This is a genomic window from Pseudomonas sp. ADAK13 (genome assembly GCF_012935715.1).
Taxonomy (GTDB): Bacteria; Pseudomonadota; Gammaproteobacteria; order Pseudomonadales; family Pseudomonadaceae; genus Aquipseudomonas.
The window spans coordinates 3,619,340-3,641,997 of the sequence record NZ_CP052860.1 but is presented as its reverse complement, the minus strand read 5'-3'; the positions used below and the strand labels follow the sequence as shown (position 1 = coordinate 3,641,997).

Genomic DNA, 22,658 nt, shown 5'->3' with positions numbered 1-22,658 from the left:
ACCCTCACACAGAGCGTTCGACGTGGCACTGCACAAGGACCTTCCCCCACTTCTGGCCCTGCGCGCCTTTGAGGCCGTGGCCCGGCATTTGAGTTTTATCAAGGCCGCCGCCGAGCTGTCGGTGACCCAGAGCGCCCTCAGCCATCAAGTGCAAAAGCTCGAACAACACCTGGGCAAGCCACTCTTTATCCGACGCACTCGCGCCATCGATCTGACCGAAGACGGTCAACACTACTACGACCAGATCCGCCCCGCCCTCGACGCCATCGCCGCCGCGACGCGCCAGCAACAAACACCGCCCGCCAGCACCGTGCTGCGAATCGGCCTGCTCGCCTCGTTCGCCACCTTGTGGCTGGCACCGCGCCTGGCCGGGTTTCTCAGCCGCTACCCGCACATCCAGGTGGAGTTGGTGCCGGCGATTCAACTGGCAGACGTCGCCGCCGCCGAGGTCGACCTGGCGATTCGCTACGGCAAGGGCGACTGGGACGATGTGCAGGCCACTCGCCTGATGAGTGAAACCCTGTCACCGGTGTGCAGCCCGGCATTCAAGGCCAGCCAACTGGCCAACGGCCCGCTGTTGATGGCCACCTCGCACCGTCCTTTCGAGTGGACCGACTGGTCCCGGCATCACCAAGTGGATGTGGAGCACTACCCCAAGGCGCTGCTGCACGACTACAACATCGTGGTCGAAGCCGCCGTCGCCGGCCAGGGCATCGCCATGGGCCGCCACCGCTTGATCGAGCGCAGGCTCAAGGACGGCACGTTGGTGGAGGCCTTCGACTGGCCGCCCTACCACAGCGAGATCGGCTACTGGCTGATCGCCCCGCAAGGCGATTCCCGCGAAGCGGCCGCCTGCTTCAGTGAATGGCTGCGGGAAATCTGCGCCGATGCATGAGTTATTTCGATACGTCGAGTGAGATCTATCCGTTTGTCGGCCAACACCACGCCGCCCATGCTGAAGACTCTTCCCATGAGGATTCACCATGAGCCAGTCCCTCTCGCAACGCGTACAAGCCCTCGGCCTGAGCCTGCCGACACCTAGCCAGCCAATCGCCAACTACGTCAATTACGTCATCAGCCAGAACCAACTGTTCATCTCCGGCCAAATCCCGCTGCTGGACGGCAAGCCTGTGTACATTGGCCGGCTCGGCGAATCCATCAGCGAAGACGAAGGCGCCAAGGCCGCCGAACTCGCCGCGCTGGGGCTGCTGGCGCAGTTGAGCGATGCCTTGGGCGATGACCTGTCGCGGCTGGTGCGCATCATCCGGCTGGGCGTGTTTATCGCCAGCAGCGGCGATTTCCAGCGCCAGGGCGCGGTGGCCAATGGTGCCTCGAACCTGCTGGTCAACGCCCTCGGCGACAAAGGCCGCCACGCTCGCACGGCGGTGGGCGTCGCCAGTTTGCCGGGCGGCGTGGCCGTGGAGATCGACGCGATTTTCGAGCTGCAGCCGTGAATGCGCTGTCCCTGGCGCAAGTCCGGGCGCTGCGGGACGAAACGCCGGGCTGCCAGTCCGGCATCGTCCACTTCAACCACGCCGGTGCGTCCCTGCCCAGCCAGGGAACGCTCGACGCGATCACTGAACAACTACAACGTGAGGCCCGCGACGGCCCGATGGAAGCGGGCGAACACGGTGCGCTACTGGCGGAAAAAGCCCGTCGCGCCGCCGCGCAATTGCTCAACGCGCCGGTGTCATCGATTGCCTTTGCCAGCAGTGGTTCCACCGCCTGGAGCATGGCGTTCCAGGCGCTGGGCCCGTGGCAACCGAGCGATCGTATTCTGGTGGGGCGCCACGAATGGGGCGGCAACCTGGCGAGCATGCAGACGGCCGTGCAAGCCGGTGCGCGGGTGGAGGTGATCCCTTGCGATGAAACCGGCGCCGTGTCCGTGGCCGGCCTGGAAGCCATGCTCGACGCCCGTGTGCGGTTGATCGACCTGACCTGGCTGCCCGCCAACAGCGGCTTGATCAACCCCGCCGAAGCCATCGGCCAGTTGGCCAAGCGCCACGGCATCGCCTACTTCATCGACGCCGGCCAAGCCCTCGGCCAGGTGCCGGTGGATGTGCAAGCGCTGGGGTGCGATGTGCTCAAGGGCGCCGGGCGCAAACATCTGCGGGGCCCGCGCGGGACCGCCCTGCTCTATGTACGGCCGGATTTTCTGGAGCGCTTGAACCCGGCCCAGCGCGACGTGTTCTCTGCGCCCTGGAGCCCTGCGGGTTTCGACTTGCGCAACGACGCGCGGCGCTTTGAAACCAGCGAAGTGTCATTCGCGTTGCTGGCAGGCCTGGGCAATGCGTTGCTGGAGGTCAATCGATTGGGGGTTGAGCGAATCCGCCAGACGGTCCAGCTTCTAAGCAACACACTCCGCGAAGCTCTGCGCCAGGTCGACGGGATCACCTTGCATGATCTGGGAACGGCGGGAAACCAGTCCGGCTTGATCGCGTTCAACCTGGCCGGCTGGGACGCCTTCGAGCTCAAGCGGCGCCTGGGACTCAAGCGGATCAACATCGGTGCCAACGGCGTGCCCTACACCCCGCTGGACATGCAGGCCCGCGAGCTGGACAGCGTGGCGCGAATTTCCGTGAGCTACCTCAATACGGTGCAAGACATCGAGCAACTGATCGCCGCCCTGCGGGAACTGCAGGATTAAACCTCGACGTCCACCCACAAGCCTTGCCGGGGCGCATCTTCGATCAGCGGCACCACCGGCACGGTGTTGTCGGCGTTGAGTTCGTCACCGGGCACAGCCAGGTGCTCCTGCGGATCTTCATCGGCTTCGCGGCGGCGCTTTTGCTGTTCCTGCTGACGACGTTGTTCTTCGCGCAGCAACAGTGCCGCTTCCTCGGGGTCGCGTTTTTGCAGGTCGATGGTGCTTTCGTTGGAGCCTGGCTGAACCGGCACCACGGGCGGGATATCCGGCTTCTGGCGCACCGGATCGAGCTGTGACGTGACCGGCACAACACTCAAGGGCAGCATGGGTGGGATCATAATTATCAGTCTCCTGTCAGCAGGCTGTCGGCTGGCGCGGCATCCACTTGAGGCTGCGTGTGCCAAGTTGTGACTCAGTCGTCAGTCGCAAGTGCCTTGCCACCCGTCGATTGCAGCCCGAACCACCCGTAAAGCTTGGTAGTTTTTGTCAGAGTCCTTTGGCTGGGGCCCTTGTTCCGTTAAGATAGTCGGCTTTTTCACGGCGGGAGTCAGGCAGCATGGTGCAGCAGTATCAACCGGGGCAACGCTGGATTAGTGACAGCGAAGCAGAGCTGGGGTTAGGCACCGTTCTGGCACAGGACGGCCGCTTGTTGACCGTGCTCTATCCGGCCACTGGCGACACCCGCCAGTATGCGCTACGGAATGCGCCCCTCACTCGCGTGAGGTTTTCGCCGGGTGACACCATCACCCATTTCGAAGGCTGGAAAATGACCGTGCAAGAGGTCGACGACGTCGACGGCCTGCTGGTCTACCACGGCCTCAATGGGCAGAACGAACAGGTCACCCTGCCGGAAACCCAACTCTCGAACTTCATTCAGTTCCGTCTGGCCAGCGACCGTCTGTTCGCCGGCCAGATCGACCCGCTGGCCTGGTTCTCCCTGCGCTACCACACCCTGGAACACACCAGCCGCCAGTTGCAGTCCTCGCTCTGGGGCCTGGGCGGCGTGCGTGCGCAACCTATCGCGCACCAACTGCACATCGCCCGTGAAGTCGCCGACCGTATCGCGCCACGGGTTCTGCTGGCAGACGAAGTGGGCCTGGGCAAGACCATCGAAGCCGGCCTGGTGATCCATCGCCAGTTGCTGTCGGGGCGCGCCAGCCGCGTACTGATCCTGGTCCCGGAAAACCTCCAGCACCAATGGCTGGTGGAAATGCGCCGCCGCTTCAACCTGCAAGTCGCGCTGTTCGACGAAGAACGCTTTATCGAAAGCGATGCCGCCAACCCGTTCGAAGACACCCAGCTCGCGCTGGTGGCCCTGGAATGGCTGGTGGACGACGAGAAAGCCCAGGACGCGCTGTTCGCTGCCGGCTGGGATTTGCTGGTAGTCGACGAAGCTCACCACCTGGTCTGGCACGAAGAGAAAGCCAGCCCCGAGTACTCGCTGGTCGAACAATTGGCCGAAGTGATTCCCGGCGTCCTGCTGCTCACCGCAACCCCTGAGCAACTGGGCCAGGACAGCCACTTCGCGCGCCTGCGCCTGCTGGACCCGAACCGTTTCCACGACCTGCACGCCTTCCGCGCCGAGAGCGAAAACTATCGCCCGGTGGCCGAAGCCGTTCAGGAGTTGCTGGACAAAGGCCGCCTGTCGCCCGCCGCCCACAAGACCATCCAGGGTTTCCTCGGCAACGAAGGCGAAGCCCTGCTGACCGCCGTCAACGATGGCGACGCCGAAGCCAGCGCCCGCCTGGTGCGCGAACTGCTGGACCGCCACGGCACCGGCCGCGTGCTGTTCCGCAACACCCGCGCCGCGGTGCAAGGCTTCCCGGAGCGCAAGCTGCACGCCTACCCGCTGCCATGCCCGGACGAATACCTCGAACTGCCCCTGGGCGAACACGCCGAGCTGTACCCGGAAGTCAGCTTCCAGTCGCAGCCGGACGTGGACGAAGAACAACGCTGGTGGCGTTTCGACCCGCGCGTCGAGTGGCTGATCGACCAGCTGAAGATGCTCAAGCGCACCAAAGTGTTGGTGATCTGTGCCCACGCTGAAACCGCCATGGACCTGGAAGACGCCCTGCGCGTGCGCTCCGGCATCCCGGCCACAGTGTTCCACGAAGGCATGAACATCCTTGAGCGTGACCGTGCTGCTGCGTACTTTGCTGACGAAGAGTTTGGCGCCCAGGTGCTGATCTGCTCTGAAATCGGCAGTGAAGGCCGCAACTTCCAGTTCTCCCACCACCTGGTGCTGTTCGACCTGCCGTCCCACCCGGACCTTCTGGAACAGCGGATCGGTCGTCTGGACCGGATCGGCCAGAAGCATGTGATCGAACTGCACGTGCCGTACCTCGAAACCAGCCCGCAAGAGCGGCTGTTCCAGTGGTACCACGAAGCGCTGAACGCGTTCCTCAACACTTGCCCGACCGGCAACGCCTTGCAGCATCAGTTCGGCCCACGCCTGCTGCCGCTGCTGGAAAACGCCGACGACGGCGAGTGGCAAGCGCTGATCGACGAAGCCCGCACCGAACGCGAGCGCCTCGAAGCCGAGCTGCACACCGGCCGCGACCGCCTGCTGGAGCTCAACTCCGGCGGCGCGGGCGAAGGTGATGCGCTGGTGGAAGACATCCTTGAGCAAGACGACCAGTTCACCCTGCCGATCTACATGGAAACCCTGTTCGACGCCTTCGGCATCGACAGCGAAGACCATTCGGAAAACGCGCTGATCCTCAAGCCCAGCGAAAAAATGCTCGACGCCAGCTTCCCCCTCGGCGACGACGAAGGTGTGACCATCACCTACGATCGCAACCAGGCGCTGTCGCGCGAAGACATGCAGTTCATCACCTGGGAACACCCGATGGTGCAGGGCGGCATGGACCTGGTGCTGTCCGGTTCCATGGGCAACACCGCCGTGGCATTGATCAAGAACAAGGCGCTGAAGCCCGGCACCGTGTTGCTGGAGCTGCTCTACGTCAGCGAAGTGGTCGCCCCGCGCTCGCTGCAACTGGGCCGCTACCTGCCACCGGCCGCGTTGCGTTGCCTGCTGGATGCCAACGGCAATGACTTGTCGGGCCGCGTCTCGTTCCTGACCTTGAACGACCAGCTCGAAAGCGTGCCACGGGCCAGCGCCAACAAGTTCGTGCAGGCCCAGCGCGACCAGCTGACGCCACGGATCAACGCCGGCGAAGAGAAGATCGCCCCGCGTCATGCCGAGCGTGTGGCCGAGGCGAAGCGCCGTCTGGCGGCGGATACCGATGAAGAACTGGCACGCCTGACTGCGTTGCAAGCGGTCAACCCGACCGTACGTGACAGCGAACTGGTTGCCCTGCGCCAACAGCGCGAGCAAGGCCTGGCCATGCTCGACAAGGCGGCGCTGCGACTGGAAGCGATTCGGGTGTTGGTCGCGGGTTGATTACCGCCCTGCCCTGCTGAACAAAAAAGGCCCGCGCAATGCGGGCCTTTTTATGGGTATCGGTAACCGCTGTGGCGAGGGGGCTTGTCCCCCGTTGGAGTGCGCAGCGCTCCCGCTCTTTTGGGGCCGCTACGCAGCCCAACGGGGGACAAGCCCCCTCGCCACAGGGATTATGTATTCAGGCAGTCACCGCCCTGGCCGGCACCTCCACCGCCCCCAACCCATCCTTCATCCGCTTGGCATCACGCACAAAACTGCGGGACGCCTGGAACAGAAACAGCATGGTCAGGAACAGCGCCACCGGAATCAGGTACATGGCATCGTGCAACCCAATGGCTTTATAAGCCTCGGTCATCTGCTCCGCACCCGCCGCATACATCGCCGAATGAGCAAAATGATCCGACAACCCACCCACCACAATCGGCCCCATGCCACCGCCCAGCAAATACAAGCCGGCGAAGAATAACGCCATCGCCGTCGCCCGCAGGCGCGGCTCAACCACATCCTGGATCGCCGTGTACACGCAGGTGTAGAAGTTGTAGGCAAACAGCCAGCCCACACTGAACAACGCCACAAACACACCAATCTCGATCCGCCCCGCGTGCAGCGCCCAAGCCGTGGTGACGGTGGAGATGATCAGGCTGCACGCCGCGAACAGCAGCCGGCCATTAGCGATACGTTGATGGATCTTGTCGGCAATCCAGCCGCCCAGAGTCAGGCCTACCAGGCCGGTAATACCGACGATAACACCCGTGGCGACTGCCGCATCCTGCAACGGCAGCAGGAAATAGCGCTGCAGCATCGGCACCAGGAACGAGTTGCACGCGTAGGTGGCGAAGTTGAAGCACAAGCCGGCCAGCACCAGCCAGAGGAACGTCGGCACCGCCAGCACCCGGCGAATCGGCCGGTCGACTTTCTCCTGGGAAACTTGCACGGTTTCAGCCGCGCCGCGCTTGGGTTCCTTGATGTAGAACATGAAGACCGCGAGGATCAGCCCCGGCACCGCGGCAATGAAGAACGGTGCGCGCCAGCTGTCGAACGCCTTGACCATCGCACCGATGGTGAAGAACGCCAGCAACAGGCCCAACGGCAGGCCCAGCATGAAGATCCCCATGGCCCGGGCCCGGCGATGGGCCGGAAACAGGTCGCCGATCAGCGAGTTGGCCGCTGGCGCATAACTGGCCTCACCGATCCCGATGCCCATGCGCACCAGCAGAAAGGTCCAGAAGCTGCCCACCAGACCATTGACGGCCGTCAGCCCGCTCCACGCCGCCAGGCCCCAGCCCATGAGTTTGCTGCGTGAGCCGGTGTCGGCCATGCGCCCGAGGGGCAGTCCGGCAATCGCATAAACAATGGTAAACGCGGTGCCGATGATGCCGAGCTGGAAGTCACTGAGGTGCCATTCCATGCGGATCGGTTCGATGATGATCGCGGGAATGGTGCGGTCGAAAAAGTTGAACAGGTTGGCCAGGAACAGCAGGAACAGAATGCGCCAGGCATTCGCCGCTTGGGTCGAGTTCTGCATGGGTCCGTCTCTTTTATTGTTATGTGAGCCGCGATGCCAGACGCATCCTGAGCCCGGAACCTGCAATCTAGTCAGCCCCGTGGGGATTGTCTGTAATGATTCGTAAGTCTGATGTCACTCCATCGGGCGACCCTGGCTGTCATCCCTATTCATTTAGTTCTAGTTGTTTATAAATTCATCGCCAAATGATTAGAAGCAATCTGCCATCAGCCCTTGCAACCCGCTCAGGCTCTCTATACTCAGAGCATTGTCAGGCAAAGACTTATGACGGGACATGCTATGGAATGGCTTGGTTTGCATTTTTTTACCGACCTTCCGGACAGCGGGCACTTATTACTCAATTGCAGTCATAACCCCTTTCTGGTGCTACTGGCTTACGTGGTGGCGTGTGCAGCGGGCTTTGGCACCCTGGACATGGCCGAGCGTGTCGGCCATGTCGATAACCTCAAGGCTCAACGGCACTGGCGCTGGGTAGGCGCGGGCTGCCTGGCAGGCGGAATCTGGGCCACCCACTTCATCAGCATGCTGGCCTTCCAGGCGCCCATCGCGATTCACTACGAATTGATCATGACGTTCGCCTCGCTGCTGATCGCCCTGATCGCGTCGCTGTTCGCCATGCAAACCCTCAGTCATCCAAAGCTACGCGCTTACCAATATGTGCTGGCGTCGGTGTGGATGGGCCTGGGTATTGCGCTGATGCACTACGTCGGCATGTCGGCCATGCGCTCCGAAGCGAGCGTGTACTTTCAGACAGGGCTGTTCCTGGCCTCGGTGGTGATTGCCATCGGCGCCAGCCTGGCGGCACTGCTGCTGTCGCTGTACCTGCGCAACGGCACCGGCATGTTCCATCAATTGCTCAAGTACGCGGCCAGCCTGGTGCTCGGTGCCGGCATTATCAGCATGCACTTCACCGGCATGGCGGCCCTGCAACTGCTGGTGCCCGAGGATGTCGTGCCCTCGGCGCTGCCCGTGGACAACAACCCGATCCAACTGGGCCTGCTGGTGGCGGTCATCGCCCTGCTGGTGATCGGCAGCAGCATCAGCGCAGCCCTGGCCGACAAGAAACTGCAGCACAAGGAAACCGACCTGCGCCGGGTCAATGCCCTGCTCACCGAGCTGGACCAGGCCCGCGCTTCCCTGCAACAGGTGGCGCATTACGACGCCTTGACCAGCCTGCTCAACCGCCGTGGTTTCAACCAGATCTTCGCCGAGAAACTCGCGGAAAAAACCGCCACCGACGGCATGCTGGCGGTGATCTTCCTGGATATCGACCACTTCAAGCGCATCAACGACAGCCTCGGCCATGACGCCGGTGACGAACTGCTGACCGTGCTGGCCGGCCATATCAAAAGCTCGGTGCGCAGCCATGACGACGTGGTCGCGCGGTTTGGCGGTGACGAGTTCTGCATCCTGATCAGCATCCATCATCGCGATGAGGCGCGGCACATGGCCCAGCGCATCATGCAGAAAATGAAAGACCCCATCGAACTGGCGGGCCGGCGCATGGTAATGACCACCAGCATCGGCATCAGCCTCTTCCCCGAAGACGGCAAAACCAGCGAAGAATTGCTGAAAACCGCCGACCTGGCGCTGTATCAGTCCAAGGATGCCGGGCGCAACAGCCTGAACTTCTTCAGCTCCAACCTGAAAACCCGGGCCTTCCTGGAACTGCAACTGGAAGAAGAACTGCGCGCCGCCCTGCGCGGCAAGAACGAGCTGGTGCTGTTCTACCAACCGATCCTGGACCTGAAAAAAGGCAAGATCACGCGCCTTGAAGCCCTGGTGCGCTGGCAGCACCCGCAACACGGCCTGCTGACCCCGGACCGATTCATCGGCATTGCCGAAAATAACGGGCTGATTGCCGAACTGGATCACTGGGTACTGCGCCAGGCCTGTCACGACCTGAGTTTGCTGTCGGAGCAGGGTCATACTGAATTGATCATGGCGGTCAATTGCTCGGCCCTGAACCTGACCCGCGACGAGCTGGCCGATGAAATCGAAAACGCCCTGCGTTTCGGCGGCATCGCTGCCAATCGCCTGGAACTGGAAGTGACCGAAAACGCCCTGATGGGCAATATCAGCAGCACCCTGGCGCTGCTGCGGCAAATCCGAGCCTTGGGTGTCTCGCTGTCGATTGACGACTTCGGCACCGGCTATTCGTCCCTCGCCTACCTCAAGCGCCTGCCGCTGAACACCTTGAAAATTGACCGCTCCTTTATCCAGGACATCCCCAAGTCCAACGCCGACATAGAGATTGTCCAGGCCATTATCGGCATGGCCCACACCCTGCACCTGCAGGTGGTGACCGAAGGCGTGGAAACCCTGCAACAGTTGGAAGTGGTGCAAAAACACGGCTGTGATTTCGTCCAGGGTTACTTGCTCAGTGCTGCAGTGCCGATGAGTGATATCAGCGCAGTGATCAACGGCCTTGATTCGCACAACATGTTCAGCCTGCTGGGCATTACCGGCGGTGAACCCGCACCCAAAGACCCGCCCTCGGGCCGTGCGAGCCCACCCGCCATCGTTCGGCCAATTCGCTGACGCCGAAAATTTGGCAAATCGCCATCATTTCATTAAAGAACCCCGACGAACGGCCGATTCATCAGAGTCCGGCCAGGATTTCCCCTTAAAACCCTAGGGTTAAACCCTATCGCCCAGGACCAGGACGCACTGTAAAGTCGCGATCTCTCATTCCGTGATGGCTATTTGGCACCTCTTCAGCCATCCGTCCAGGCACATGGCGCACAATGACTTCTAAAAATAACTCTGCCACCGCGGTATCCGACGTGTTGCTGACAACTCCTGCGGAAAAACCCTCAGGTTCAAAGTCATTGAGCACCGCCCGCCCGCTGGCCACCCAGCAGTACCTGTACTTCACCGAGACCAACACCGACCGCATCCTCGACAACCTCGACGGCCTGCGCGACATGGTGTTCCCGCGTGCACCGCACCTGGAAGTCGACGGTGAACTGCGCAACGAGCAGGAATTCCCCTCGGTGTGCCTGATCGGCTTGGGCCGCTGCGGTTCGAACATTGCCCTGGACGTGGCTGAGCTGGTCTACAACGCCCGCAAGTTCTACCTCAACGAATTCAGCAACGAAGATAAATCCACCGACAAGGGCTACCGCCCGGCCCAGTGGATTCGCAACAACTTGCGCCTGGGTTCGAACAAGGGCACCAAGCCGGTATTCCTGGTCGAGCCGCTGGTGATGCTGGGCGACCTGGACAAGGACATTGCCGGGCGCATCCGCTTCTCGCGCAAGGGTGAGAAAAGCGGTTTCCTGCGGGACTACAGCAAAATGAAAATCATGGACCTCTCGGAGGTCCATGCCGGTGGCGCCGGTAACGCGCCGATCCTCGGCCAGTACCTGGCCAAGATCATCCTCAACAAAGACACCCAACGTTTTTCCAGCCCCGACTGGAAGATGATCCATTCGTACCTGATCGACTCCTGCGGCATCAAGGCCAACCAGTCGCGCCTGTACTTCTCGATCTTCAGCGCCGGCGGCGGGACCGGCTCGGGCATGGCCTCGGAATTCGGCCTGGCCCAGCAGCACTCGTACATGAACAAGACGTTCGACACCAAGCCCGCCGACGAGCACGACAGCAAGAGCGGCCACGCCTTCGTGTTCGAGCCGATCTTCACCAGCGGCATTTGCGTGCTGCCGAACATCTCAGATCACCGCAGTGAAATGTCCGAAGCCTTGCACATCAACGCCGGGCGCCTGTTGTGCAAATACCTGTCGGAAGAATGGGACTTCTCGTACAACTTCGACAATGAAGACAGCAGCGAAGCCAGCGTGAAAGGCCGCATCCGGCCGTGGAACGCGATGATGCTGATCTCCAACGACATCATGCGTTACGCCGAGGAAAGCGATGACGGCAACATCCAGAACATTGATGTCAATGCCATGGAAAAGCACGCCAACCAGTACATCTCGCAGCAGATCTTCAACATCCTGACGGCCCAGGCGGTGACGACCGACTACGACCAGAACTATTTCCGCCGGGCCGGGATCGACATCGGCGAGACCATCCGCCTGGATGCCAACGACCTGTTCATGAGCCTGGCTGGCCCGGTGGCGATTGCCTACGCCGAATCGGTGGTGCCGGAAACCCCGGCGCCTTCAAGCGACAAGTTCAAGGTGTTCGAAAAAGAGCCGCAGCGGCTGAACATCGACGACCTGTTTTTCCGTTCCATTGACCTGCCGCACTTCAACAAAGTGACCCAGGCGATCGAAGGCATCAGCCTGCTGCCGATTGAGTCCAAGCGCTACAAGGCATCCCTGGAGCAGTACAAGAACTCCGGGTATGACGCGGCGGCGCTGCATGACCTGCACTTCTTCAAGAACTGCTCGTCGGTGGTGTCGATTGTGTCGTTGCCCAAGGACTACAAGCTGTCCTACATGGACCTGAACCGGCTCAAGACCCACCTCAACAGCCTGTTTCCCAACACGACCCTCAAGCGTTATGCGCTGGTGATCGGGGCGTCGGCCAACTTGTCCCTGACCACGTTGATCGCCAAGAGCCCGTGTTTGTCGGATGACTTTTTGACGTTGATCGTGGCGTTTATCAAGCGCTGCTTTGCGCGCAATCCGTATCGGTTTGATGACACGCTGGATAATTCGATTCTGGATTTCATCATCCATGAGGATTTTGATGAAGACCGGATTGATGAGCTGCTCAATGAGTTTGAGAACCCGGCGAAGATTCTGGATACCAACTGGTATGCGATCAAACCGATGTATGAGAAGAAATACCGTGAGTTGATCAACGACAAGGACAAGTTTGTGTCGATCAACGATATCCGGTTGTCGCGGGATTGCGTGAAGAAGGCGATCAAGTACCTGCGTGAGATTTATCGTCACCGGATTGGGAAGACCAAGGTTATTTCGCTGAATAACCATACCGGGAAGACTGCGTAGGCTTGTTGTTGCTGGGGTGGGGTGTATATCCGTTATTTGGGTGATGGCTTCGATGGGTTCCGCTCTTACAGCGGGTCACTTTTGAAAAGAGCCCAAAAGTAACCAAAAGGCTCTTGCCCCACCACTCGGCACCTCGCCTAGGCTCGGTGTGCCCTCTCTCCGGTACTACTCCGCGGGCCGCCGCGACGGGGCGTCCCTGCCCCGTCGCGGCTAAACCGGCGTCCTGCCGGTTTACCCGCTCCGTACTACCTGCGTTCGGCCAGCGTGGTTTAACGGGGCGCCTAAGATCAAGATCAACAGCAGATCAACAGCACAGCGGCCTACAGGCCGGCTTGAGTGGTGTGAAGCAAAGGCAAAATCAAAATCTAAAGCCAGAGCGGGCACAGTTAAATGTGGGAGCTGGCTTCTACCACTCAAGCCGGCCTGTAGGCCGCTGTGCTCTGGCTTTTGATCTTGATCTGACTGCCCCAATAAGCCCGAGGCCGAACGCAGGGATTGAGGAGCGGGTAAACCGGCAGGACGCCGGTTTAGCCGCGACGGGGCAGGGACGCCCCGTCGCGGCGGCCCGCGGAGCAATGCCGGAGTGAGGGAACACCGAGCCTAGGCGAGGTGCCGACAGGCGGGGCAGAGCCCTTTGGTTACTTTGGGGCTTTTCCAAAGTGACTCGCTGTAAGAGCGAAACCATAAGTAGCCGTTACCTGAATAACGGATATGTACACACACGAAGAAACAATTCCCACCGCATTCCGGCGCAAACAAAACTGTTCCCATGACGCGCACGTAACCCCCGCCTGTGACCTTTCTCTACGGCAACGTGCCATCACCGCAAATGCGGTTACCCCGCTACACACTTAAACTCAGAAAAATCACGCACCATTTTCGCGCAGACATTTCTTACCCCGCCCTTTCCTGGATCAGAATCCACGGCGAAACCACCACCGCCCACAAGCTCGGATCCCGCTCAACCAGGTCCAATGCCCGCGTCGCAGACACCTCGCCCAGACTCCCCGCAGCCAGCCAGGCAGCGACTTTCTCACGGTTGTCCTCAGCCATACCCTCGGCGGCCTCGATCAAATCCAGCCCGGCGTCGACCCACAATAGGGCACCCTTGGCAAAGAACGGCTCAAGCTCCTTCCAGGAAATTTCGGCGGTTTCACCAAGCAGCTTGGCATAGAGGGTGCTAGGTTCTTGCGTCATGGGAGTTCACCTGAAGAAAAATCGGCGCAATCATAACGTCGAGCGGCAGGCAGAAAAACCCAGTTGCAAATGAGGCACCGAACGAAAGTGTCAGGAAAGCCAAGGATTGCCCGAAACTCTGGCATCACCCCGCCGCAATTCTGTCTTTTTCTTTCATTTAAGCGACATACCCGGGTTTTGCCCCCAGCAGCCAGCTTTTCAAGCGATCAACCGGCGCTCTACACTGTACCGGTACAGTTGCCAGGCCGCTGCCGGGGGATATCCGAGATATCTGATCCGGTTCTGCAGCTCACAAGGCCGCTAGAACTATAAAAAATACAACAGTAAGAGTGGAGCACTATGAATAAGGCTACTAAGCAGATTTCCAAACTGTTTGCCGCTATGGTCCTGGCCGGGGTTGCCAGCCATTCGTTCGCAGCTGACACCATCAAGATCGGTATTGCCGGCCCTAAAACCGGCCCTGTGACCCAGTACGGCGACATGCAGTTCATGGGCGCCAAGCAGGCCATCGCCGACATCAACGCCAAGGGCGGCGTCGATGGCAAAATGCTTGAAGCCAAAGAATACGACGACGCTTGCGATCCAAAACAAGCCGTGGCCGTAGCCAACAAAGTGGTCAACGACGGCGTCAAGTTCGTGGTCGGTCACCTCTGCTCCAGCTCCACTCAGCCAGCCTCCGACATCTACGAAGACGAAGGCGTGATCATGATCACCCCGGCGGCTACCAGCCCGGAAATCACTTCCCGTGGCTACAAGCTGGTCTTCCGTACCATCGGCCTGGACAGCGCCCAGGGCCCAGCCGCCGGCAACTACATCGCCGACCACGTGAAGCCGAAAGTCGTTGCCGTTATCCACGACAAACAGCAATACGGTGAAGGCATCGCCACCGCCGTTAAACAGACCCTCGAGAAGAAAGGCGTGAAAGTTGCCCTCTTCGAAGGCATCAACGCTGGCGACAAGGACTTCGGTTCGCTGATCCAGAAGCTCAAGCAAGCCAACGTCGACTTCGTCTACTACGGCGGCTACCACCCAGAGCTGGGCCTGATCCTGCGCCAGGCCAAGGAAAAAGGCGTGAACGCCAAGTTCATGGGCCCTGAAGGCGTCGGCAACGACTCCATCTCGCAAATCGCCCAGGGCGCTTCCGAAGGCCTGCTGGTTACCCTGCCGAAGTCGTTCGACACCGATCCTGCCAACAAGGCAATCGTTGAAGAGTTCGCCAAGAACAAGCAGGACCCAACCGGTCCGTTCGTGTTCCCGGCCTACTCGGCTGTTGAAGTGATCGCCGGCGGTATCGCTGCCGCGAAGAGCGAAGACACCGCCAAGGTGGCTGCTGCCATCCACGCCGGTACCTTCAAGACCCCAACCGGCGACCTGAGCTTCGACGCCAAGGGCGACCTGAAGGACTTCAAGTTCGTGGTCTACGAATGGCACTTCGGCAAACCAAAAACCGAAGTTTCCCCTCAGTAAGCCAGGCGTTACTGGTCAACAAGCCCACTGTGCAAGCAGTGGGCTTTGTTTTACGAGGTTTATGGGCCTGACACCCGCGATCCGGGAGCTGGCTCACCTGAAAATCTTAAAACCGTCACCAGCGGTTCGCTGGCAAACGCTTCGTGCAACCTGATCACAGAACAGGGCACCAGGCCGGAAATTGACTCCACCAGTGAAATGCGTATCGGGTTTTTAGGAGCGCTGTAATGCCTGAGATCTATCATTTTTTCCAAACGCTGGTTAACGGGATGACCGTTGGCAGCACCTATGCCTTGATAGCCATTGGCTACACAATGGTTTACGGCATCATTGGAATGATTAACTTCGCCCATGGCGAGGTGTACATGATTGGTTCCTACGTGGCCTTCATCGCCCTTGCCGGGCTGGCCATGCTGGGTATCCATTCCCTGCCGCTGTTGATGACCGCTGCGTTCCTGGCGTCCATCGTCGTAACCAGTGCCTATGGCTACAGTATCGAACGCGTTGCGTACCGCCCCTTGCGTGGCAGCAACCGCTTGATCCCGCTGATCTCCGCGATCGGCATGTCGATTTTCCTGCAGAACACTGTATTGCTGTCCCAGGATTCCAAGGACAAATCCATTCCCAACCTGATCCCGGGGAGCATCTCCTTCGGCCCAGGCGGCGCACAAGAAGTGCTGATTTCCTACATGCAGATCCTGGTCTTCGTCGTCACCCTGGTGGCGATGCTCGGCCTGACCCTGTTCATCTCCCGCTCCCGTCTGGGGCGCGCCTGCCGGGCCTGCGCCGAAGACATCAAGATGGCCAACCTGTTGGGCATCAACACCAACAACATCATCGCCCTGACCTTCGTCATCGGTGCCGCACTGGCCGCCATCGCTGCCGTGTTGCTGAGCATGCAGTATGGCGTGATCAACCCCAACGCCGGCTTCCTGGTGGGCCTCAAGGCCTTCACCGCAGCGGTATTGGGCGGCATCGGCAGCATTCCGGGCGCGATGCTCGGCGGGCTGGTGCTGGGGGTGGCTGAAGCCTTTGGCGCCGATGTGTTCGGCGACCAGTACAAGGACGTGGTGGCATTCGGTCTATTGGTTCTGGTGCTGTTGTTCCGGCCGACCGGCATTCTGGGCCGTCCGGAGGTTGAGAAAGTATGAGCAGATATCTTAAATCGGCGTTTTTCAGCGCCTTGCTGGTCTGGGCCGTGGCCTTTCCGGTACTCGGGCTCAAGCTGAGCATTGTCGGGATCAACCTTGAAGTGCATGGCACCGGCCCGGTGACATTGACCATCATTGCCCTGTGCTCGGTGCTGATGTTCCTGCGCGTGCTGTTCACCCAGCAGGTCGGTGCGCTCCTCAAGTCCAACCGTGGCCCCCTGGTATCGCCCAAGGTCAGCCAGTTCCTGACCCTGCCGCGCACCCAGCGCTACATCATCATCGGCCTGATCGTGGCCGCGCTGATCTGGCCGTTCTTCGGGTCCCGTGGCGCGGTGGATATCGCAACGCTGATCCTGATCTACGTGTTGCTGGGCCTGGGCCTGAACATCGTGGTGGGCCTGGCTGGCCTGCTCGACCTGGGTTATGTGGGCTTCTACGCCGTGGGTGCCTACACCTATGCGTTGCTGTCGCACTACCTGGGCTGGAGCTTCTGGATATGCCTGCCACTGGCGGGTATGGCGGCGGCCACCTTCGGCTTCCTGCTGGGCTTCCCGGTGTTGCGCCTACGGGGCGACTACCTGGCGATCGTGACCCTGGGCTTCGGTGAAATCATCCGTCTGTTCCTGCGTAACCTGACGGACATCACCGGCGGCCCCAACGGCATCAGCAACATTCCCAAGCCGACGTTCTTCGGGCTGTCGTTCGATCGTTCCGCCGCAGAAGGCATGCAAACCTTCCACGAGTACTTCGGGCTGGATTACAACCCCATCAGCAAGGTGGTGTTCCTGTACCTGGTGGCGCTGTTGCTGGCATTGGCCGCGCTGTTCGTGATCAACCGCCTGCTGCGCATGCCGATCGGCCGTGCGTGGGAAGCGTTGCGCGAAGATGAGATCGCCTGCCGCGCACTGGGCCTGAACCCGACCATCATCAAGCTCTCGGCCTTCACCCTCGGCGCCGCATTCGCCGGTTTTGCCGGCAGCTTCTTTGCCGCGCGCCAGGGGCTGGTGACACCCGAGTCGTTCACCTTCATCGAGTCGGCGATCATCCTCGCCATCGTGGTACTGGGTGGCATGGGCTCGCAGCTGGGCGTGATCCTCGCGGCGATCGTGATGATCCTGCTGCCGGAAATGATGCGTGAGTTCAGCGAATACCGCATGTTGATGTTCGGCGCCATGATGGTGCTGATGATGATCTGGCGTCCTCAAGGCCTGCTGCCCATGCAACGTCCACACATGGAGCTGCGCAAATGAGCCGCGAGATCCTGAAAGTCGAAAACTTGAGCATGCGCTTCGGCGGTTTGCTGGCGGTCAACGGCGTGGCCCTGACCGTAAAAGAGAAACAGGTTGTAGCGCTGATCGGCCCCAACGGCGCCGGCAAGACCACGGTGTTCAACTGCCTGACCGGCTTCTACAAGCCAAGCGGTGGCAGCATCCTGCTGGACGGCCAGCCGATCCAGGGCCTGGCCGGCCACGAGATTGCCCGCAAGGGCGTGGTGCGAACCTTCCAGAACGTGCGGTTGTTCAAGGACATGACGGCGGTCGAGAACCTGTTGATCGCCCAGCATCGTCACCTGAACACCAACTTCTTTGCCGGCCTGTTCAAGACCCCGTCGTTCCGCAAGAGCGAGCGTGAGGCCATGGAATACGCCGAATACTGGCTGGACAAGGTCAACCTCACCGAGTTTGCCAACCGCCCTGCCGGCACCCTGGCCTACGGTCAGCAACGTCGTCTGGAAATCGCCCGCTGCATGATGACCCGCCCGCGGATCCTCATGCTCGACGAACCGGCCGCCGGCCTGAACCCACGGGAAACCGAAGACCTCAAGGCGCTGATCGGTGTGCTGCGTGAAGAAAACAACGCCACGGTGCTGCTGATCGAACACGACATGAAACTGGTCATGAGCATTTCCGACCATATCGTCGTGATCAACCAGGGCACGCCACTGGCTGACGGTACGCCGGAGCAGATCCGCGACAACCCGGCCGTGATCAAAGCCTATTTGGGGGAAGCGTAAAATGCTGCAATTCGAAAACGTTTCCACTTTCTACGGCAAGATCCAGGCGCTGCACAGCGTCAACGTCGAAGTGCGCCAGGGCGAAATCGTTACCCTGATCGGCGCCAACGGTGCCGGCAAGTCCACGCTGCTGATGACCCTGTGCGGTTCGCCCCAGGCTCACAGCGGCAGCATCCGCTACATGGGTGAGGAACTGGTGGGGCAGGCCTCCTCCGAGATCATGCGCAAGAGCATTGCCGTGGTTCCGGAAGGCCGTCGGGTATTTGCCCGCCTGACCGTGGAGGAGAACCTCGCCATGGGCGGGTTCTTTACCGACAAGGGCGATTACCAGGAGCAAATGGACAAGGTGTTGCACCTGTTCCCTCGGCTCAAGGAACGCTTCAGCCAGCGCGGCGGCACCATGTCCGGCGGCGAACAGCAAATGCTCGCCATCGGCCGTGCACTGATGAGCAAGCCCAAGCTGCTGCTACTGGACGAACCGTCCCTGGGCCTGGCGCCGATCATCATCCAGCAGATCTTCGACATCATCGAACAGCTGCGCAAGGACGGTGTAACGGTGTTCCTGGTGGAGCAGAACGCCAACCAGGCACTGAAGATCGCCGACCGCGCCTATGTGCTGGAAAACGGCCGGGTGGTGATGCAGGGCAGCGGCGAACAACTGCTGACCGATCCGAAAGTGCGTGAGGCTTATTTAGGCGGTTAACGCCGGCCTCTGTGGGAGCTGGCTTGCCTGCGATAGCATCGCTTCGGTGGTTCTGAAACACCGAGGCGTCAGCATCGCAGGCAAGCCAGCTCCCACACTTGTTTTGCGAAACCTGAAATTAATTTCGCCGTGTTTGTAACGAATCCCTTCCCCCTGTCTCTAGTGGTGTAAGCAGGCAACTACGCTTGCCAACTCAACCCACTGCTGGAGATACACCATGACTACCAAAACCCGTTCGCTGTCCGCCGCCACCCTCGTCCTGGCCCTGGGTTCGGCCCTGAGCCTGTCCGCCCTGACCACCACCGCCCACGCTGCCGATGACATGCAGAAGTGCTTCGGCGTAGCTGAAGCCGGCAAGAACGATTGCGCTGCAGGCGCTGGCACCACTTGCGCCGGCACGTCGAAAGTCAAGGATCAAGCCAACGCCTGGAAACTGGTCCCGGCCGGCACCTGCCTGAAAACCCCAAGCGCCACCTCGCCAACCGGTTTCGGCCAGGAAGCGGCCTTCACCGCCAAGTCCTGAACCCCCGCGCAGCCTGAGTACTGACGATGACGCTCCCATGCCCTCACTCCATCCACCAGGCTCAGGCGCCCGGCCTCCCACGTAGGGCCGGGCTGGGGCTCAAGAACGAGCACTTCAGTGAAGTGCTCGAGACTTCCCCCGACATCGGTTTTTTTGAAGTCCACGCCGAAAACTACATGGTGGCCGGCGGGCCTTTCCATCACTACCTGGGATTGATCCGCGAACAGTACCCGCTGTCACTGCACGGCGTGGGCCTGTCCATCGGCGGCGAAGGTCCGCTGAACAGCGAGCACCTTGCGCGCCTCGCGACGCTGATCGAACGCTATCAACCCCACTCTTTTTCCGAACACCTGGCCTGGTCCAGCCACGGCCCGGTGTTTCTCAATGATTTGCTGCCGCTGGCGTATGACGATGAAACCCTGACGCGGGTGTGCGAACACATCGACCAGGTGCAAACCCGCCTGCAGCGCCCCATGCTGCTGGAGAACCCTTCGACGTACCTGCAGTTCCAGTGCTCCACCCTGGAGGAGACGGACTTCATCAGCGAAGTGATCCGCCGCACCGGCTGCGGGCTGTTGCTGGATGTGAACAATGTGTATGTGTCGTGCATCAACCATCAGCAAGACCCGCTGAAGTACATCGATGCCCTGCCGTTGCACGCCGTGGGCGAAATTCATCTGGCAGGGTTTGCCGAAGACACCGACAGCCTGGGTGATCGTCTGCTGATTGATGATCATGGCGCCCCGATCGACAACGCGGTATGGCAGCTCTACCAGCACGTGCTCACACGCACCGGGCCGGTCGCCACGCTGATCGAACGTGACAACCAGGTGCCGGCGTTCAGCGTGCTGCACGCCGAAGCGCGCCAGGCCGAACGGTTTCTGCTGGAGGTGCGCACATGAGCCGCCAGGAGGAATTTGCCAGCGCCCTGTTGTCGGCAGACGAAACGTGCCCGCAAGGTGTGTTCAGCCGCAACGGCGCTGACCCGGCCAGCCGTTTTGCGGTGTATCGCAACAACGTTCACAGCTCGCTGATCAACGCCCTGGCCGCTGGCTACCCGGTCACCCTGCAGTTGGTGGGTGATGCGTTTTTTCGGGCGATGGCCGGTGTGTACGTCCAGGCGTTCCCGCCGGCAAGTCCGCTGATCAATGAGTACGGCGCCGACCTGCCCGACTTTATCCAGGGTTTCGCCCCCGCTGCCAGCGTGCCGTACCTGGCTGACGTGGCGCGCCTGGAGCGGCTGCGGGTCAGGGCGTATCACGCGGCAGACGCCACACCCCTGGATCAACAGGCGCTCATCGCCACCCTGCAACAACAGTCGGACCTGGGCGAACTGCGCCTGCAACTGCATCCGTCACTGGCCACCCTGAACTCGGCCTACGCCGTGGTGGCTTTATGGGCCGCGCACCAGACGGACGAATCCCTTGCCACGCTCGACCCCTTCCACGCCCAAAGCGCGCTGGTACTGCGCAATGGCTTGCAGGTGCAGGTATTTCATATCGACAGCGGCTCGGCAGCGTTTATCAACAGCCTGAACAACGGTTGGCCGCTGGAGATGGCCGTGGCTTACGCCCTCGATGCGGCCGACGAATTTGATCTGCACCAATGCCTGGCCCTGCTGATCGGCCACGGCGCCATCACCCACTTGCACACAGAACAAAAGGTATCGCCATGAACACCACCGCCCCCGGCCCGATCCAAAAGATCATTCAACTCTTCGAGAGAATCCCCTACAGCCTGATCGCTTTCGTCGCACGCTTCTCCATTGCGGCGGTGTTCTGGAAGTCCGGCCAAACCAAGGTTGAGGGCTTCGCCGTGGACCTCATCGGCGGCACCTTTCAACTGGGCTGGCCGCACCTGGCGCCGTCCACGCTGCCGCTGTTTCGCAGCGAATACCACGTGCCGCTGCTGTCGCCCGAAGTGGCGGCGCACATGGCCGCGTTCGCCGAGCACTTTTTCCCGGTGCTGATCCTGGTAGGGTTTGCCACTCGCTTCTCGGCGCTGGCGTTGCTGGGCATGACGTTGACCATCCAGCTGTTCGTCTACCCGGAAGCCTACCCGACCCACGGCACCTGGATCGCCCTGCTGTTGCTGTTGATGGCCAAGGGGCCGGGCAGTTTCTCCCTTGATCACCTGATCGCCCGGCGCTACCGCTAAAGGCGGTCCAGGGCTTCGCCGCTGCGCTTGAACCAGCCCACCAGATAATCCGCCAGCACCTGGGTGCGCCGCGGCAGGCCACCTTGATAGGGATGGACCAGGTACATCGGCATGCTGCGGGTCTGGTAATCCCGCAGGAGCCAGCGCAAGCGACCGTCAGCCAATTCCGCGTGTAGCACATAGGACGGCAAACGTGCGATGCCCGCCCCTACCAGCGCAGCCTTCTTCAACAAGTTGTAGTGGTTGGAGGCAAAGGTGCCGGATACGCGAACCCGCAGCAGCTCATGTTGCTGGTGATACAGCCACTCTTCACGACCGCTGTAGTGGCTGTTCAGCAGGCAGTTGTGGCCCACCAGTTCTGCCGGTGCCAGCGGCTCGCCATGCTGCTCCAGATACGCCGGGCTGGCGCAGGTCATCTCGTGCCAGGCGAGCAACGGCTTGGCGACCAGACGCTCGTCGTTGGCGACCTCCGAACGCACCGCCAGGTCGAAGCCATCCCGCGCCAGGTCCCGGTACTGGTTGTTGAGTTCCAACTCGATCTGCACCTGTGGGTACTCCCGGGAAAACTCCAGCAACAGCCCGTCGAAGAAGGTTTCGCCCAGGGACACCGGAACCGTCATACGCACCGGGCCGACGAGATCATCCTTGAGCCGGGCCAATGCCTGACGTGCCCGCTCCACCTGGACCACCAACGCCTGGGCTTGCGGCAACAGCGCCGCACCCGCCGCCGTCAGGCTCAGGCGGCGCGTGGTCCGATGCAGCAACACCACCGAAAACTGCGCCTCCAACTGGCTGATGCGCTTGGACAGTTGACCCTTGCTGCAGCCCAATTGCTGGGCCGCCAAGGTAAAGCTGCCGGCTTCGATCAACACGGCAAATGCCGCGAGGTCATCCATTTCGCTCATGGATTGTTTCCAATTGAAAACCAAAGGTTGCCTATTAGTGC

Annotated in this window: 19 protein-coding genes; 15 read left to right on the top strand and 4 right to left on the bottom strand. The window is 60.9% G+C overall.

What is annotated here, in order from left to right; all coding sequences use genetic code 11:
* The first annotated feature begins 22 nt into the window (after positions 1-22).
* The 3 genes from HKK54_RS16785 (at position 23) to HKK54_RS16775 (ending at position 2,647) form a co-directional block, all read left to right on the top strand.
* Entirely contained in the window at positions 23-895 is an 873-nt protein-coding gene (locus HKK54_RS16785; RefSeq protein WP_169387268.1) for a LysR substrate-binding domain-containing protein, read from the top strand.
* A gap of 88 nt (positions 896-983) precedes the next feature.
* Positions 984-1,454 carry a RidA family protein gene (locus HKK54_RS16780; RefSeq protein ID WP_010176682.1) on the top strand — a complete coding sequence of 157 codons (471 nt, stop codon included), beginning with the start codon at positions 984-986 and terminating at the stop codon, positions 1,452-1,454.
* A complete protein-coding gene (locus HKK54_RS16775; RefSeq protein ID WP_442962325.1) occupies positions 1,451-2,647 on the top strand; it encodes an aminotransferase class V-fold PLP-dependent enzyme in 1,197 nt (398 codons plus the stop codon). Before HKK54_RS16780 ends, HKK54_RS16775 begins: the two co-directional genes overlap by 4 nt.
* Here the strand turns inward: HKK54_RS16775 and HKK54_RS16770 are convergent.
* Positions 2,644-2,985: a hypothetical protein gene (locus HKK54_RS16770; protein WP_010176684.1), complete on the bottom strand. Its 342-nt coding sequence runs from the start codon at positions 2,983-2,985 to the stop codon at positions 2,644-2,646. The two genes, HKK54_RS16775 and HKK54_RS16770, sit on opposite strands and share 4 nt — an antisense overlap.
* Positions 2,986-3,203: 218 nt before the next feature.
* Here HKK54_RS16770 and rapA point away from each other — a divergent pair, with 218 nt between their 5' ends.
* Complete coding sequence (rapA, locus tag HKK54_RS16765) at positions 3,204-6,050, top strand: RNA polymerase-associated protein RapA (protein WP_169387267.1); 2,847 nt, start codon at positions 3,204-3,206, stop codon at positions 6,048-6,050.
* A 178-nt stretch (positions 6,051-6,228) separates the two neighbouring features.
* Here rapA and HKK54_RS16760 read toward each other — a convergent pair whose 3' ends face one another.
* The gene (locus tag HKK54_RS16760; RefSeq protein ID WP_010176686.1) at positions 6,229-7,575 is read right to left on the bottom strand and encodes a spinster family MFS transporter; all 1,347 of its coding nucleotides are present in this window, start codon (positions 7,573-7,575) and stop codon (positions 6,229-6,231) included.
* 279 nt (positions 7,576-7,854) lie between these two features.
* Between HKK54_RS16760 and HKK54_RS16755 the strand changes: the two genes are divergently transcribed.
* Together HKK54_RS16755 and HKK54_RS16750 are read left to right on the top strand one after the other, a co-directional pair.
* Positions 7,855-10,116 carry a putative bifunctional diguanylate cyclase/phosphodiesterase gene (locus tag HKK54_RS16755; protein ID WP_010176687.1) on the top strand — a complete coding sequence of 754 codons (2,262 nt, stop codon included), beginning with the start codon at positions 7,855-7,857 and terminating at the stop codon, positions 10,114-10,116.
* Between the two features lie 206 nt (positions 10,117-10,322).
* A complete protein-coding gene (locus tag HKK54_RS16750) occupies positions 10,323-12,500 on the top strand; it encodes a hypothetical protein (protein ID WP_029616157.1) in 2,178 nt (725 codons plus the stop codon).
* Positions 12,501-13,394: 894 nt separating this feature from the next.
* On the opposite strand, the gene HKK54_RS16745 is transcribed toward HKK54_RS16750, so the two are convergent.
* Positions 13,395-13,697: a DUF2288 domain-containing protein gene (locus HKK54_RS16745; protein ID WP_010176688.1), complete on the bottom strand. Its 303-nt coding sequence runs from the start codon at positions 13,695-13,697 to the stop codon at positions 13,395-13,397.
* A gap of 339 nt (positions 13,698-14,036) precedes the next feature.
* Between HKK54_RS16745 and HKK54_RS16740 the strand changes: the two genes are divergently transcribed.
* The 9 genes from HKK54_RS16740 to HKK54_RS16700 all read left to right on the top strand — a co-directional run bounded on the left by HKK54_RS16740 (position 14,037) and on the right by HKK54_RS16700 (position 21,712).
* Positions 14,037-15,164, top strand: a complete 1,128-nt coding sequence (locus HKK54_RS16740) for a branched-chain amino acid ABC transporter substrate-binding protein (protein WP_010176689.1) — start codon at positions 14,037-14,039, stop codon at positions 15,162-15,164.
* Between the two features lie 227 nt (positions 15,165-15,391).
* Complete coding sequence (gene livH, locus HKK54_RS16735) at positions 15,392-16,315, top strand: high-affinity branched-chain amino acid ABC transporter permease LivH (protein WP_003211659.1); 924 nt, start codon at positions 15,392-15,394, stop codon at positions 16,313-16,315.
* Positions 16,312-17,565, top strand: coding sequence for a high-affinity branched-chain amino acid ABC transporter permease LivM (locus HKK54_RS16730; protein ID WP_010176690.1), 1,254 nt, complete (start codon positions 16,312-16,314; stop codon positions 17,563-17,565). The genes livH and HKK54_RS16730 overlap by 4 nt, the downstream gene beginning before the upstream one ends.
* Positions 17,562-18,329: a high-affinity branched-chain amino acid ABC transporter ATP-binding protein LivG gene (livG, locus tag HKK54_RS16725; protein WP_010176691.1), complete on the top strand. Its 768-nt coding sequence runs from the start codon at positions 17,562-17,564 to the stop codon at positions 18,327-18,329. Before HKK54_RS16730 ends, livG begins: the two co-directional genes overlap by 4 nt.
* A 1-nt stretch (position 18,330) precedes the next feature.
* Positions 18,331-19,032 (top strand): ABC transporter ATP-binding protein, encoded by a 702-nt coding sequence (locus HKK54_RS16720; RefSeq protein ID WP_003211664.1) that lies wholly within the window; start codon positions 18,331-18,333, stop codon positions 19,030-19,032.
* Between the two features lie 217 nt (positions 19,033-19,249).
* Positions 19,250-19,555: a BufA1 family periplasmic bufferin-type metallophore gene (locus tag HKK54_RS16715; protein ID WP_010176692.1), complete on the top strand. Its 306-nt coding sequence runs from the start codon at positions 19,250-19,252 to the stop codon at positions 19,553-19,555.
* Positions 19,556-19,581: 26 nt separating this feature from the next.
* Complete coding sequence (gene bufB, locus HKK54_RS16710) at positions 19,582-20,457, top strand: MNIO family bufferin maturase (RefSeq protein ID WP_169387266.1); 876 nt, start codon at positions 19,582-19,584, stop codon at positions 20,455-20,457.
* The gene (locus HKK54_RS16705) at positions 20,454-21,230 is read left to right on the top strand and encodes an HvfC/BufC N-terminal domain-containing protein (RefSeq protein WP_010176694.1); all 777 of its coding nucleotides are present in this window, start codon (positions 20,454-20,456) and stop codon (positions 21,228-21,230) included. The genes bufB and HKK54_RS16705 overlap by 4 nt, the downstream gene beginning before the upstream one ends.
* Positions 21,227-21,712 (top strand): DoxX family protein, encoded by a 486-nt coding sequence (locus tag HKK54_RS16700; protein WP_169387265.1) that lies wholly within the window; start codon positions 21,227-21,229, stop codon positions 21,710-21,712. The genes HKK54_RS16705 and HKK54_RS16700 overlap by 4 nt, the downstream gene beginning before the upstream one ends.
* On the opposite strand, the gene HKK54_RS16695 is transcribed toward HKK54_RS16700, so the two are convergent.
* Positions 21,709-22,617 carry a LysR family transcriptional regulator gene (locus HKK54_RS16695; protein WP_169387264.1) on the bottom strand — a complete coding sequence of 303 codons (909 nt, stop codon included), beginning with the start codon at positions 22,615-22,617 and terminating at the stop codon, positions 21,709-21,711. The two genes, HKK54_RS16700 and HKK54_RS16695, sit on opposite strands and share 4 nt — an antisense overlap.
* Positions 22,618-22,658: the final 41 nt, after the last annotated feature.